12 protein-coding genes and 2 pseudogenes are annotated in these 14,871 nt (G+C 42.5%); 12 read left to right on the top strand and 2 right to left on the bottom strand.

The annotated features are described in order from the left end of the window. Positions 1 to 36: 36 nt before the first annotated feature. The 7 genes from ftsE to LJE11_RS13620 all read left to right on the top strand — a co-directional run bounded on the left by ftsE (position 37) and on the right by LJE11_RS13620 (position 8,830). A complete protein-coding gene (ftsE, locus tag LJE11_RS13650; protein WP_008707358.1) occupies positions 37 to 720 on the top strand; it encodes a cell division ATP-binding protein FtsE in 684 nt (227 codons plus the stop codon). Beyond that, positions 710 to 1,615, top strand: a complete 906-nt coding sequence (gene ftsX / locus LJE11_RS13645) for a permease-like cell division protein FtsX (protein WP_008707359.1) — start codon at positions 710 to 712, stop codon at positions 1,613 to 1,615. The genes ftsE and ftsX overlap by 11 nt, the downstream gene beginning before the upstream one ends. 80 nt (positions 1,616 to 1,695) lie before the next feature. Continuing rightward, positions 1,696 to 2,886, top strand: coding sequence for a S41 family peptidase (locus LJE11_RS13640; RefSeq protein WP_008707360.1), 1,191 nt, complete (start codon positions 1,696 to 1,698; stop codon positions 2,884 to 2,886). Positions 2,887 to 3,063: 177 nt separating this feature from the next. Continuing rightward, positions 3,064 to 3,933: a DegV family protein gene (locus tag LJE11_RS13635; RefSeq protein WP_008707361.1), complete on the top strand. Its 870-nt coding sequence runs from the start codon at positions 3,064 to 3,066 to the stop codon at positions 3,931 to 3,933. A 96-nt stretch (positions 3,934 to 4,029) separates the two neighbouring features. Further along, positions 4,030 to 5,967, top strand: coding sequence for a bifunctional metallophosphatase/5'-nucleotidase (locus LJE11_RS13630; protein ID WP_020994105.1), 1,938 nt, complete (start codon positions 4,030 to 4,032; stop codon positions 5,965 to 5,967). A 246-nt stretch (positions 5,968 to 6,213) separates the two neighbouring features. Next, positions 6,214 to 6,687: an NADAR family protein gene (locus tag LJE11_RS13625; protein WP_008707363.1), complete on the top strand. Its 474-nt coding sequence runs from the start codon at positions 6,214 to 6,216 to the stop codon at positions 6,685 to 6,687. A 19-nt stretch (positions 6,688 to 6,706) separates the two neighbouring features. Then, positions 6,707 to 8,830, top strand: a complete 2,124-nt coding sequence (locus LJE11_RS13620; protein WP_008707365.1) for a SulP family inorganic anion transporter — start codon at positions 6,707 to 6,709, stop codon at positions 8,828 to 8,830. 20 nt (positions 8,831 to 8,850) lie between these two features. On the opposite strand, the gene LJE11_RS13615 is transcribed toward LJE11_RS13620, so the two are convergent. Then, positions 8,851 to 9,753 (bottom strand): LysR family transcriptional regulator, encoded by a 903-nt coding sequence (locus LJE11_RS13615; protein ID WP_008707367.1) that lies wholly within the window; start codon positions 9,751 to 9,753, stop codon positions 8,851 to 8,853. 395 nt (positions 9,754 to 10,148) lie between these two features. Here LJE11_RS13615 and LJE11_RS13610 point away from each other — a divergent pair, with 395 nt between their 5' ends. From LJE11_RS13610 to ttdB, 3 genes are all read left to right on the top strand, one after another. Continuing rightward, positions 10,149 to 11,414, top strand: coding sequence for an SLC13 family permease (locus tag LJE11_RS13610; protein ID WP_008707377.1), 1,266 nt, complete (start codon positions 10,149 to 10,151; stop codon positions 11,412 to 11,414). A 145-nt stretch (positions 11,415 to 11,559) separates the two neighbouring features. Beyond that, the gene (gene ttdA / locus LJE11_RS13605; RefSeq protein ID WP_008707380.1) at positions 11,560 to 12,465 is read left to right on the top strand and encodes a L(+)-tartrate dehydratase subunit alpha; all 906 of its coding nucleotides are present in this window, start codon (positions 11,560 to 11,562) and stop codon (positions 12,463 to 12,465) included. Positions 12,466 to 12,480: 15 nt separating this feature from the next. After that, complete coding sequence (gene ttdB, locus LJE11_RS13600) at positions 12,481 to 13,113, top strand: L(+)-tartrate dehydratase subunit beta (protein WP_008707382.1); 633 nt, start codon at positions 12,481 to 12,483, stop codon at positions 13,111 to 13,113. A 319-nt stretch (positions 13,114 to 13,432) separates the two neighbouring features. Here the strand turns inward: ttdB and LJE11_RS20460 are convergent. Beyond that, positions 13,433 to 13,522: pseudogene (locus LJE11_RS20460) on the bottom strand (DUF6783 domain-containing protein); the annotation flags it as partial. Here LJE11_RS20460 and LJE11_RS20845 point away from each other — a divergent pair. Further along, positions 13,493 to 13,561: pseudogene (locus LJE11_RS20845) on the top strand (hypothetical protein); the annotation flags it as partial. The pseudogenes LJE11_RS20460 and LJE11_RS20845 sit on opposite strands and share 30 nt — an antisense overlap. 179 nt (positions 13,562 to 13,740) lie before the next feature. Then, complete coding sequence (locus LJE11_RS13595; RefSeq protein ID WP_227296101.1) at positions 13,741 to 14,871, top strand: transporter substrate-binding domain-containing protein; 1,131 nt, start codon at positions 13,741 to 13,743, stop codon at positions 14,869 to 14,871.

Raw genomic sequence — 14,871 nt, 5'->3', positions numbered from 1 at the left:
TGTTACAAATTCATTAACCCATTGGAGGAAAAATCTATGATAGATCTTATAGATGTAAGCAAGTCCTATGGTCCCGGCCTTCCGGCAGTGAACCATGCGAACTTACATATAGATAAAGGTGAATTCGTCTTTGTAGTAGGAAACAGTGGTTCAGGAAAAACAACCCTGATCAAACTTCTTATGAAAGAGCTGGATTCCACATCCGGCCAGATCATCGTAAGCGGTGAACGTCTGGAAGGAATGAAACACAGAAGAGTAGCCAAATACCGCCGTAAGCTGGGCGTAGTATTTCAGGACTTCCGTCTTCTGAAAGACAGAAATGTATATGAGAATGTAGCGTTTGCCCAGAGAGTAGTCAACCGTCCCACAAGAGTAATCCGTAAACGTGTCCCGGAGGTACTTCAGGAAGTTGGACTTGCTGTCAAATACAAATCCTTCCCGGATGAACTTTCCGGTGGAGAACAGCAGAGAGTTGCATTGGCAAGGGCGCTGGTCAACCGTCCGGATATCCTTCTGGCAGACGAGCCTACAGGAAACCTGGATCCGAAGACTTCCGAAGAAATCATGAAGCTTCTGGAACAGATCAACGACAGAGGAACCACAGTAGTGGTTGTTACACATAACAAGGATATTGTAAATTCCATGCGCAAACGTGTTGTGACCATGCATGAGGGCTCTATTATAAGTGACGAGAAAGAGGGAGAATATCATGAGGCCTAGTACAATCTGGTACACTCTGAAACAGGGTGTCAAAAATATCAAAAGAAACTGGATGTTTTCCCTGGCTTCCATTATCACCATGGCTGCCTGTATTTTTCTGTTTGGAATCTTTTTCTCCATTGTCAATAATGTGAATAATATTGCACATAAGGTAGAGCAGGAAGTGCCGATCACAGTATTCTTTGAAGAGGGAACTACAAACAAACAGATCAAAGCAATCGGAAAGAAGATCAAGGCACGTCCGGAAGTAGAGAAAATAGAGTATCAGTCAGCTGATGAAGCCTGGGAGGAATATAAAGAGCAGTATTTCCAGGGTTCAGAGGCAGCAGACGGATTTAAGGACGATAATCCTCTTGCAAATTCAGCCAATTATCGTGTGTATATGAATGACATCACGAAGCAGTCAGAACTTGTTTCCTATATACAGGAACTGAAACATGTAAGAAAAGTCAACCAGTCTGAGGAAGCAGCAAAAACACTGGGAAATATCAACAAGTTGGTTTCATATATTTCCATTGCCATCATTGTATTACTGCTTATTATCTCCATATTCCTGATCAGCAATACGGTATCTGTGGGTATTGCAGTCCGTAAAGAAGAGATCGGAATTATGAAATACATAGGAGCTACAGACGCATTTGTCAGAGCACCATTCCTGCTGGAAGGCATGGTTCTGGGGGTGGTCGGAGCAGCAGTTCCGCTGATCGTGCTTTATTTCTGTTATAATGGGGCAATATCCTATATTCTGACCAGGTTTAATGTGCTTACAGGTGTGGTGGATTTCATCCCGGTATGGCAGATTTACCAGACATTACTTCCAATAAGTCTGGGACTTGGAATCGGAATCGGACTGATCGGAAGTTTCTTTACAACAAGAAAGCATTTAAGAGTATAATAAAAAGCAGATAAGCATGAAGCTGCCGGAACAATGATATCATATCATAAACCGGCGGCTTTTTTTACAGGAGTGCAGACATGAAAAATAAAGAATTTTGGAAAGGTGCAGTAGCAGGAGCACTGGTTGTGACGTGCATCGGTACAGGTGTTTTTGCAGGAACAGGTCTTGCAGCAAAAGGAACAGCTCTTGGTGATCGCAAGTGTACATCAAAGCTGGCATATCTTGAAGAGCTGATCGACAGATACTATCTGGGAGATAAGGATGAAGAGAAGCTTCAGGAAGGACTTTATGCAGGTCTTCTCTATGGACTGGATGATCCTTATTCCAGATATTATACAGAAGAGGAATACGATTCTGAGAATTCTTCCAATGAGGGAAGCTATGTGGGGATCGGCATTCTTATGGAGAAGAATAAAGAAGGCGGAGTAAAGATTGTTGAATGCTATGAGGGTGGTCCCGGGGAAAAAGCAGGACTGGAGGAAGGGGACATCATCAGTGCCATTGACGGGGAAGATATCACAGAGGATGAAGTATCTGATGTTGCAGACATTGTCCGCAATTCAGATAAAGACAGTGTGGTGCTTACTGTTCACAGAGAAGGTGCAGAAGATGCCATGGAAATCACAGTCCCTGTCACAGATGTGGAATTACCGTCTGTTTTCCATGAAATGCTGGGTTCTAAAATCGGCTACATCCGCATTACACAGTTTACAGGCGTTACCGGCGAACAGTATCAGGAAGCTTTTGATGACCTGCAAAAACAGGGAATGGAGAAAATGATCGTGGATCTCCGCGATAATCCGGGTGGACTTCTTGATTCTGTCTGTGATGTCCTGCGGAAAATCCTTCCGGAAGGACTGATCGTTTACACCGAAGATAAGGACGGAAATAGAGAAGAGGAAAAATGTGATGGCAAAAACGAACTCCGGATTCCGCTTGCAGTCCTGGTAAATGAAAGCAGCGCCAGTGCATCAGAGATTTTTGCCGGTGCAGTGCAGGATTATGGTATTGGAACGATCGTCGGAACAACCACTTACGGAAAAGGCGTGGTACAGTCCATCCGCCAGCTCTCAGACGGAAGTGCCATTAAACTGACTGTTGCCAACTACTACACTCCAAAAGGAAACAACATCAACAAAACAGGAATCAAACCTGATATAGAGGTTTCTCTGGATACCAGCCTGCTGAATAAGAATAAAGACGAGATCACCCATGATGAGGATAATCAGCTGCAGGAAGCGCTTAAGGCAGTTGAGAAGGAAAAGTAGTTGTTTGGCTGATAGTTTGATGTTATACTGTATATATCTGTATTTATAATAGAAGCATTTTTATTATAGATGAAAAGCCCATTACTGAGCAGGCAGCGGATTTTGATTTGTAGTTGCTAAGACACTGAACAGTTAATGGGCATAAAGTGAAAAATATCAGAAAAAGAGGGCGACAACATGAGCGAATATGTGATCACCACCGACAACAATTCAGATCTTCCGGAGGAATATCTCAAAGACCATGGAGTAGGCTGCATGTATCTCAGTTATTCCATGGATGGAAAAAATTATACGCATGGAAATTTCCTTCCGGAGCATGAATTTTATGAGGCAATGAGAAACGGTTCCATGCCAACCACAGCACAGGTAAATCCTGAAAATGCAAAAGCACTGCTGGAGCCTTACCTAAAAGAAGGAAAAGATATTCTTCATATTGCATTTTCCTCTGCCTTAAGCGGTACATACAATAGCAGCCGTATCGCAGCAGAGGAACTGATGGAGGATTATCCGGACCGCAAGATCATCGTGGTAGATTCTCTTGGCGCTTCCCTTGGTCAGGGGCTTCTGGTTTACCTTGCACAGGAGAAGAAAGAGCAGGGAGAAGATATGGAGACAGTTGCGAAATGGGCAGAAGAGAACAGGCTTCATATGGTACACCTTTTTACAGTCAACGATTTAAACCACCTATACCGCGGAGGCCGCATTTCCAGAACTACTGCAGTAGTAGGAAGTATGCTGAATATTAAACCGGTCCTTCATGTAGACAACGACGGAAAACTCACTGCCATCGGTAAAGTCCGCGGCCGTAAAAAATCCCTTCAGGAGCTGGTAAAGCTTATGGATGAGAAAATCGGCAGCTATCATGACACCTGCCATACCATCTTTATCAGTCATGGCGACTGCGAAGAAGATGCAAATTATGTGGCAGAGAAAGTAAAAGAAAAATACCAGATCAACACGATTATCATGAATCAGGTAGGAGCCACCATCGGCGCTCATTCAGGTCCGGGAACAATGGCGTTGTTCTTTGTGGGAGATGAAAGATAAATTAGTTTTTTTTTGTAAAATGGTTTCATGGTATCATTATCCTGCGGGAAGATAAATGATACTGCGGAACCATTTTTGATATTACAGGAGAATTTTATGAAATTATTAAAAAAAGCATTCGCATTCACATTTATATTTATGCTGAGCGTTTCAGGACTGACAGGATATCAGGTAAACGCCTCAGAGGAGCCAAAACATCTGGATATCCTCTTCACCCATGATCTGCATTCTCATTTGAACAGCTTTCAAACGATTGTAGACGGGACACAGCAGGAGACCGGCGGGTTTGCCCGGCTGAAAACATTGATCAATGAGCATGAGAAAGAGAATACAGATACACTCATATTGGATGGCGGAGACTTCTCTATGGGAACTCTGATACAGACTGTATATGACACTGAGGCCGCCGAACTGCGGATGCTTGGATATCTGGGCTGTGATGTGACAACTCTGGGAAATCATGAATTTGATTACGGCTCCGATGGTCTGGCAGATATGCTGAACGCCGCAGTCAGTTCAGGCGAAAACCTTCCCAGGATGGTTGTGTGTAATGTGGACTGGGATGCAATGAAAAAAGCCGGCCTCAGTGAAGGACAGAAACAGATTTATGAAGAATTTCAGACATATGGAGTAAAAGACTATACGGTAATTCAAAAAGGTGATGTAAAGATTGCAGTACTGGGTGTTTTCGGCAAGGATTCTCTGGATTGCGCTCCTACCTGCGAGCTTCTTTTCAAAGACCCGTCAGAAGCAGCCAGAGAAACAGTAGAGGAAATAAAAAAGAACGAAGATGTAGACATGATCGCCTGTGTATCACACAGCGGAACATGGGAGGACGAAAAAGTATCAGAGGACGAAATCCTTGCAAAGAATGTTCCGGACATTGATCTGATCGTCAGCGGACATACCCACACACAGTTGGCAGAACCAATCCTGCAGGGAGATACCTGCATCGTATCCTGTGGAGAATATGGGAAAAACCTGGGAACAATTTCCATGACTCAGAAAGAGAATGGACGGTGGGAAACGGATACCTATGAGCTTGTTCCGGTTACGGATGAAATCAAAGCAGATGAAGCCACACAGAAGAAAATAGATGAATTGTCAGATACTGTTGACACCAATTATCTTTCCAATTTTGGTTATACCAGAGAGGAAATTCTGGCAGAGAATGACATTGAATTTAACAGCCTCAGTGAGATGGAAACAAAGCATGAGGAGTTAAATCTGGGAGATATCATATCAGATGCTTATGTATATGCAGTAGAGAATACAGGAGACTCTGACGGAGAAAAAGTAGATGTTGCAATCGTACCTGCCGGAACTGTAAGAGATACTTATACAAAAGGCAATATAACAGTGGAGCAGGTATATAACTCCTTCTCGCTGGGAACAGGAAAGGACGGACTTGCAGGTTATCCTCTGATCAGTGCATATTTAACAGGAAAAGAACTGAAAACAGTGGCAGAGGTAGATGCCTCAATTTCAGATTTTATGACAATAGCCAGATTATATTGCAGTGGAATGAATTTCACCTATAATCCCCACCGCATGATCTTAAATAAAGTAACAGACTGTTATCTGACAGGCAAGGGCGGGGAAAGGGAAGAAATACAGGACGATAAATTATATCATGTTGTCACCGACCTGTACACAGGCCGTATGCTTGGCTCTGTTCTGGACAAATCCTATGGTCTGATATCCATCGTCCCTAAAGATAAAAACGGCAATTCCATAGAGAATCTGGAAGATTATGCAGTCATGGATGGAAAAAAAGAACTGAAAGCCTGGGCTGCAATTGCAGAGTATATGCAATCCTTTGAAGACACAGATAAAGACGGAATTGCAAATGTGCCGGAATATTATGATACAACACACGAAAGAAAAGTTGCCGACAACAGCAAAAACATCATAAATCTGGTAAAACATCCGAATAAATTTGCCGTAGCGATTGTCGGGATATGTATTGTGGTTGTTGGGGTGATTCTGCTGTTGATCTTTGGGGTTGTAAAGATTATCAGAAGAAGGAGATAGTATTTTACTATAAATATTACCGCATACATGATCGCAAAAGGCTTTCGGGATGCATATGATATTGCTGTATATATTTATACTGGAAAGTAGCGAATATTCAATTAGTGAATGAAAATGTAGACATATTGTGGATGCAGATTTCTGCATTTTGTGTTAGGATAGAGTAGTAAATACAACTTAAGAATTGTAAAGATGATTCGCAGATTATTTATTTCAAACTTTTTGTGAAAAGAAAGGTGAAACGCAATGAACGTTATATGTTTCCATAACCCGGATGAAGAAAATGGCTATTTAAGTAACTGGTATCTTAGTCATTTTACAGTCAAGGGAATAGATTTTTCGTCAGTGGAGCAGTTTATGATGTATCAGAAAGCATGCCACTTTCATGATGAAAAAATAGCTAATGACATACTTCATACAGATGATGTTGCTGAGATTAAGAAATTAGGTCGTAAAGTACATAACTATGATGAAAATGTCTGGAATGGTGTAAGGCAGGTTATTGTGTATGAGGGATTAAAAGCGAAATTCAGTCAAAACGCAGATTTAAAACGGCAACTTGTTGATACAGGTGATGCTGTGTTAGCTGAATGCGCAGTAAGAGATCAGATCTGGGGAATAGGTTTATCTATGGGAGATCCAAACAGGTTTGAGCGAAGCAAATGGAAAGGCACCAATCTTCTGGGATATGCTTTAATGTTAGTGAGAGAACAGTTATAAACGGAGGAACACAAAACAAATGCACCTTGAGTTAGCCAAAACATTGCGAAATTACGACAGAAAAAATTTATCAAAGGACATCCTCACCGGGTTGATCATTATGGCTGTCTCGATCCCGATTTCCATGGGCTATGCCCAGATTGCGGGGCTTCCGGCGGTTTATGGACTGTATGGCTCTGTATTCCCGATCATTTTGTTTGGGCTGTTTTCCACATCGCCTCAGTTCATCTTCGGAGTGGATGCAGCACCTGCAGCGTTAGTCGGGGCGGCACTGGTGGAAATGGGAATCCAGAGTGGTTCGAAACAGGCAATGGCGGTTGTGCCGGTGCTCACATTTTTTGTGGCAGTCTGGCTGTTTGTATTTGCATTTTTAAAAGCAGGAAAACTGGTAAACTATATTTCCGCACCTGTAATGGGAGGCTTTATCACAGGTATCTGCACCACGATCATTCTCATGCAGGTGCCCAAATTAATGGGCGGAACTGCAGGAACCGGAGAATTGTCGGAGCTGGCAGAGCATATCTGGGCTACATTAGGGCAGATCAATCTGCCTTCCCTGATTTTAGGTCTGGTTTCTCTGGTCATCCTTCTGGTGATGAAAAAAATCCTGCCCAAGTTTCCTATGGTAGTAGTTCTGATGGCAGCAGGTGTATTATTATCCTATTTCGTCCCGATTTCCAACTGGGGAATCCGTACACTGGATGCAGTAGAACCGGGGCTGCCTGTATGGAGTATTCCTGATTTCTCTGCCATTGGTCTAAAAGAAGCGGTCATCTACAGTCTGTCAATTGCAGTAGTGATCATGGCGGAAACTTTACTTGGTGAGAATAGCTTCGCACAGAAAAATGGTTACAGGGTAAATGCTAACCAGGAGCTGGTAGCCTTTTCCATGGGAAATCTGGCAGCAGCTCTGACAGGCTGTTGTCCGATTAACGGTTCGGTGTCACGTACCGCCATCAGTGAACAGTACCAGGGAAAAACACAGTTGACCGGAATTGTTGCAGGAATTTCCATGATTCTTGTGCTTCTGGGAGCAACCGGGCTGATTGCTTATCTGCCGGTTCCTATGCTGACTGCAATTGTAATCTCCTCACTTCTGGGGGCAACGGAATTTGATCTGGCTGTACGTCTGAGGAAAATCAGCAAAAAGGAATGCCTGATTTACTGGGGCGCATTCTGGGGAGTGCTGACGCTTGGTACCATCAATGGAGTATTGATCGGTATTATTCTCTCCTTTGCCGAGATGATCATCCGTACTGCGAAACCGGCACGCTGTTTTCTGGGAGTGCAGCCGGGACACAGACATTTCGAAGATCTTACGGAAAGTCTGCATAACTGTGAGATTGAGGGAGTAGTGATCTACCGATTCAGCAGCAGCCTGTTTTTTGCAAACATAGATATTCTACAGCAGGATATTGAGAATGCCATTGGATCGGATACCAAAGCAGTCATTCTGGATGCCAGCGGGATTGGTAGCATTGATGTTACGGCTGCAGACAGGCTTGCAATTCTGTATCGTTCTCTGAAGTCAAGAGGAATTCGTTTCTACATAACAGAGCATATCGCTGAGCTGAATGAACAGATGCGCGCACTGGGACTTGGATTTATGATCGAAGAGGGACGTGTGCGTCGGACTATACATGTGGCATTGAAGGATATGGGAATCCATTATCCTTATCCTTTGAAGGGCAATGTAGATAATACAGAACGTTCTCCGTTCAGAAAGCGTGTGGACAACAGTGTACAGGAATTTGTCTGGGCTTTTGGTTCTGATTCTGAGGCAGAGATAGAGAAACAGATCCGTCTGCAGATTGAACAGCTGAAAGAGAACGGAGATATGCAGGAGCTGCTCCATGGTCAGTGGAATCATATGGATGAACTTGATGCAGATGCATGGATTGAGCATCTGGAAGAGCATATGAAAGAAATTGTAAAGATTTCCGGACAGGATGAACAGGAATTGACCGTACGTTTTGAGAAGCATCGAAAAAAACTCCGGGAACAGATGATGAAAGAGCATCCGGAGCTGGTGGCAATGTTCGAGGAGCGCAGGCGGCTTTTGGATGAGCAGCTTGAGAGAAAATGGCCGGATGTGTATGCTCTGGTCTTAAAACAGCGTGAGAAAGATAGCAGGTTAAAATAACAAGCAGTCTGGCATACAAATCAGAGCTTCTGAATCAGCGGATGTTCCCGGTAGTACATCTTGGTGAAGTTCAGGAATTTCTGCATATTGTCACTGATATATTTCCCCTTTTTCCATATCATTCCGATCTTTATGCGGATGGGTGGACTGAGGGGAATTCCTTTTATGCCGGAAGAGGCAAATCTGTCGGTCATGCTGGAATAGAGAAAACTTCCATATTTACAGGTCTTTACTAGCTGCAAAATAGTATAAATCTGGCTGCTGCGCATGATGATGTCCGGAACGTAACCGTCCGTTTCAAAGCGTGTTTTCAACAACTGGTTCTGTACGGAATCGGCATTGAAAAAGATCAAAGATTCTTTAGACATTTCTTTTGTGGTCACAACTTCTTTGTCTGCCAGTCGGTGGTCATCACTTACACAAAAAACAACCTGGTCGTTGGCCAGAAGAGCCTTGTTAAATTTATCAATATTATACTGTTCCATATTTACCAGAGCCAGATCCAGAGTGTCATCCTGTACCAGATTGCAGGCACGGACAGAGCCATATTCCTCCAGAACAACAGCGATTTCCGGATATTGGTCATGAAATGCGATGAGAAGCTCAGGGAAAAAGACAGTGCTCAGCATAGGCGGAATTCCGATACGAAGAGGGGGCTTTACTCTCGCCATACTGGAGTAATCTGCCTGAAGCTCGGTGCAGTACTGAAGAATGTAGGTAGCTTTGTTATAAAGCTCTTCGCCTTCTTCGGTAAGAATCAGTCGGTTTCCCTTCCTATAGAAAAGGCTGATGCCGAATTCAATTTCCAGGTCGCGGATAGCAACGGACACAGTGGGCTGAGTAACGTATAATTCCTCGGCTGCCTTGGTGATACTGTGGCAGCGGCTTGCTGTGCAAAAGTAACGGAGTTGGTTAAGTGTCATAAGTAATTTCCTCTAAATTCGTTGTAATGTGTCGAAATATGTCATTTCTATAGCAAGTATAGTATTTTCTGAAACTGCTTTAAGTTATCTTCAAATAAAAAATACCATATACCTATCATAATTTCCATATTTATTTCTAAAGTTTTTTTTAATATAGTAATATTGCATAAAAAAAACCTGCTAAAATTGAGATTATAAAAATTTTTTATGGGGATATGCAACCCATTAATTTGTTTTTTTATACGTGCATGATTTATAATAAACTCATCAAAGGAAACGTGCACGGCCGGTACCTTTCAAGAGAGATTAATAAAAAAAAGACGGATAAGTAAGACAAAAGCGAAGAGCAAAATAAAAAATGAAATCACAGAAAAAAGTGAAAGGAGATCAATAAAATGTCTCAACAAACAATCACACTGTTATTTCTTGTGTTTACGATCATTAGTTTCATCCTCGAAAAGATACCACTTGGGCTTACAGCTTCAATCTGTGCAATCGGATTGACACTCACCGGAGTAGTGGATGTATCTACAACGTTTTCACAGTATGTAAACAGTAACGTAATCCTTTGTGTCGGCATGTTTGTAGTAGGTCAGGCACTATTTGAAACAGGAATGGCAAATAAAATCGGAGGTCTGGTCACCAGATTTGCCAGAACAGAAAGAACATTGATTATTGCAATCATGGTAATCGTAGGTGTGATGTCCGGATTCTTATCAAACACAGGTACAGCAGCAGTGCTGATCCCTGTAGTCTGTGGAATCGCTAATGAATCCGGCTATTCAAGAAGCCGACTTTTGATGCCGCTGGTATTTGCAGCAGCGCTTGGCGGGAATCTTTCCATCATCGGTGCACCCGGAAACCTTATGGGTGTAAACGCACTTCAGGAAATGGGGCTTTCCACAAGCTTTTTCATGTATGCACCGGTGGGAGTCCCGATGCTTCTGGTAGGAATTATCTACTTCGTTTTCATTGGATACAGATTTCTTCCGGATGGAAAAGGGGCTGTAGGGGCAACTGTTGAAAAACAGAAAGATTTCAGTGATGTACCGAAATGGAAACAGACTGTTTCACTGATAGTTCTGATACTTGTGATTCTTGCAATGATTTTTGAGAAACAGATCGGAGTCAGCATTGAGATTTCTGCATGCATCGGAGCAATCATTCTGGTGCTGGTTGGAGTTCTTTCAGAAAAAGAAGCACTGGCTTCCATTGATCTGAAAGTAGTATTCCTTTTTGGAGGATCTCTTACACTTGCCAAAGCCCTGGATACAACAGGTGCCGGTGAACTGATAGCAGATAAGATCGTAGGACTTCTGGGTGCAGACCCGAACCCGATCGTGCTTCTTCTGGTAATATTCATTGTAACCTGTGCACTGACAAACTTCATGTCAAACACGGCCACAACCGCACTGATGATCCCAATTGCAGTTTCTCTGGCAAACAACCTTGGTGCGGATCCGAGAGCTGTTGTTATCGCAACTGTTATCGCAGGCTCCTGTGCATATGCAACACCGATTGGAATGCCTGCAAATACTATGGTAGTAGGACTTGGAGGATATAAATTCAAGGATTACGTGAAATCAGGTTTACCGTTGATTCTGGTATCCTTCGTGATCTGTATGATCCTTTTGCCTGTTTTGTTCCCGTTCTATCCGTGAGAGGATAAAACATATGAGACGGAAGATTTTCCGCTTAATGTAAATGTATCAATAGAAATAAAGCAGAAAACATGCTGCTTTAGATAAATAACCCAAAATTAAAAGCCAAACAACCCTAAACCATTGAATGATCAGGAGGTAAATCATGACTAAGGAAAATGGAGTTAAAGTATTAACAGACATGGTAGCAGATTTTGTTGCCCATATTGGAAAAAAATTACCGGACGACGTAGTAACAAAACTGGAAGAGCTTGGTTCTCAGGAAAGCGCAGCACTTCCAAAAGTACTTTATGAGACAATGACTAAGAACCAGGGACTGGCTGTAGAGCTGAACCGCCCAAGCTGCCAGGACACAGGAGTTCTTCAGTTCTGGCTGAAATGCGGAACTAATTTCCCGTACATCAACGAGCTGGAAGCCCTTTTGAAAGAAGCTGTTGTACAGGCTACTTTTGCAGCACCATTAAGACATAACTCTGTAGAAACTTTTGACGAGTACAACACCAAGAAAAACGTTGGAAAAGGAACTCCGACTGTATGGTGGGACATCGTTCCAAACAGTGATAAATGTGAGATTTACGCATACATGGCAGGAGGCGGATGTACTCTTCCGGGAAAAGCAATGGTACTTATGCCAGGTGCAGGATATGAAGGCGTTACCGATTTTGTTCTTGATCAGATGACAACTTACGGACTGAATGCTTGTCCTCCGCTTCTTGTGGGTGTAGGTGTAGGAACATCTGTAGAGACAGCAGCCCTCAACTCCAAGAAAGCACTTATGCGTCCGATCGGTTCTCACAATGACAATGCAAATGCAGCAAAAATGGAGAAGCTTCTGGAAGACGGAATCAATGCAATCGGCCTTGGACCGCAGGGAATGGGCGGAAAATATTCTGTAATGGGTGTTAATATCGAGAATACAGCCCGTCATCCGTCTACAATCGGTGTAGCAGTAAATGTAGGCTGCTGGTCACACCGCCGTGGTCACCTGACCGTAAATTCTGACCTTACAGTAACCTGTGATACACATTCCACATGGAAATTCAACGCATAATCGGAGGGAAAAAACATGATCGAAATCAGAGGAGATAAAAAAGTTCTTATTACACCAATCAGTGAAGAAGACCTGGCTGACATCAAAATCGGTGATATTGTATGGCTGGACGGAGAGCTGATGACCTGCCGTGATGTGGCACATCGCCGTCTGGTTGAGTATGGAAGAGAACTTCCATATGATATCAAGGACAAAGCAATTTTCCACGCTGGCCCAATCGTTCGTAAAATTGAGGGAACAGAAGATGACTATGAAATGGTTTCCGTTGGGCCGACAACCTCCATGCGTATGGAGAAATTTGAGTATGAATTTACTAAGCTTACAGGTGTAAGAGTAATCGTTGGAAAAGGCGGAATGGGACCGAATACAGAGCGTGCATGCAAAGAATTTGGTGCGATCCACTGTGTATTCCCGGCTGGCTGTGCAGTAGTAGCTGCAACAGAGGTTGAGAAGATCGTAGAACATCACTGGGATGAGCTTGGAATGCCTGAGACCTTATGGTGCAACAAGGTAAAAGAATTTGGTCCGCTGATCGTATCTATCGATGCACAGGGCCGCAACCTGTTTGAAGAAAACAAGGTTATCTTCAATGAGAGAAAAGAAGCTGCTAAGCAGGCTATTTATCCGGAAGTTAAGTTTATTAAATAATGCATTTCAGTTTTACAAAAGTAAAAACCGTACGATTTCTTCTTTATTGTTTCAAAGATAAAAAAAGATAAACATCATCTAAGATGAAAAGAAAAGGTGGCTCACAGATTTTCTTCATACATGGTCTGTGGGCTGCTTTTTTCTGTATACGAAATTTAAATAAATAGTAACTTTAACCGAATCAAGTAAGTCCCCTGCGGAGGTTGCGAAAAGCAATAAGCAGTGGGTGGGGACTCGCATACAAATGATTATGCCACTGCTACATCTTTTTCCTCCGCCTTGAAATAAAAAAAATTATCCTGCAAGATTGTTTCAGGAATTAACATGTCGACACATTAGAGCGTGTCTGAAAAATCATTCCCGCAATCTGCACGCCCCACTTTGCGATATATTTTGTCCGAATTCGGTTGTCGTAGCCCATGAATTTTGGCAAGTAAAGATTATCTGAAAACTGAAAAAATAGGTATAAAAAATAAATATAGGGCTGTTGCAATGACGGAAAATAAGGTATGATATCTGCAGAAGCATGTTACACGTTTCTATAACCCGGGTGAAGTAAATGAAAAAGGCAATAATCTGTTGAGATATCTTCACCGGATAGACACAAAATCATTTGGAGAAAGTTATATGAAAAAGTTTAAGTTAAATGTACAGAGACATATCTGCATTTTATTATGCTTTATTTTATATATTACCGTGCTTCCCCTTCCTGTATCAGCAGAGGAAGCAAAATCCAAAACAGTCAGAGTAGGCTGGTATGAAGGAACTTATAATACCACAGGAGCAGACGGTCAGAGGAGAGGCTACAGCTACGAATACCAGCAGGCAGTAGCTGCGCATACCGGATGGAAATATGAATATGTGGAGGGAAGCTGGGCAGAACTGATGAGTATGCTGAAAAATGGACAGATCGATCTGCTGGGAGGCATTTCCTATACAGAGGAACGTTCCACTTCCATGCTTTTTTCAGAATTGCCTATGGGAGAGGATAAATATTACCTGTATGTGGATACTTCTAATACAGATATCTCCATTTCAGATCTGACTACATTAAATGGAAAAAGAATCGGTATGCTGCCGAATGCACTTCCTGCCGAAATGTTCCATGAGTGGGAGAAAAGTCATGGAGTGAACACGCAGCAGGTTGATATTACCGGTGCAGATGATGTTCGTCAGAAATTGAAAAATCATGAAATTGACGGATTTGTTTTAAATGAATCTCCACAGTGGGAAAGAGACGATATTTCTCCTGCTATTCTGATTGGTAGCTCCTATAATTATTTTGCAGTCAGCAAAAAACGCCCGGATTTGAAAGAAGAGCTGGATCAGGTAATGCAGAAGATAGAGAGGGAGAATCCTTTTTATACAGACGATCTTTATAAAAGGTATCTCTCTGCAAATTCCCTTGAAACTCTTACGGATGAGGAACAGAACTGGCTGGAACAGCATGGGGCGGTCCGGATTGGATATCTGAAAAATGATGTGGGTATCAGCCTTGTGGATACGGAGTCAGAGAAACCGGTAGGAATTATTAACGATTATATTAGTCTGGTATCCGGTTATCTGGGTGAACAAGCCATAGAATTTCAACTGACAGGTTTTGAATCCCAGGAGAAAGAGCTGCAGGCATTAAAGGATAACAGGATTGATATGATTTTTCATATGAACCAGAATCCATATGAAGCTGAGCAGAATGATATTGTATTGTCAACGAATCATGAAAGCTTATCTCAGCCTATAATGAAAATAGGATACTGA

The sequence above is a fragment of the Blautia sp. DFI.1.216 genome (genome assembly GCF_020594215.1).
Lineage (GTDB): Bacteria > Bacillota > Clostridia > Lachnospirales > Lachnospiraceae > Blautia_A > Blautia_A wexlerae.
This window is presented reverse-complemented; position numbering and strand designations above follow the sequence as displayed.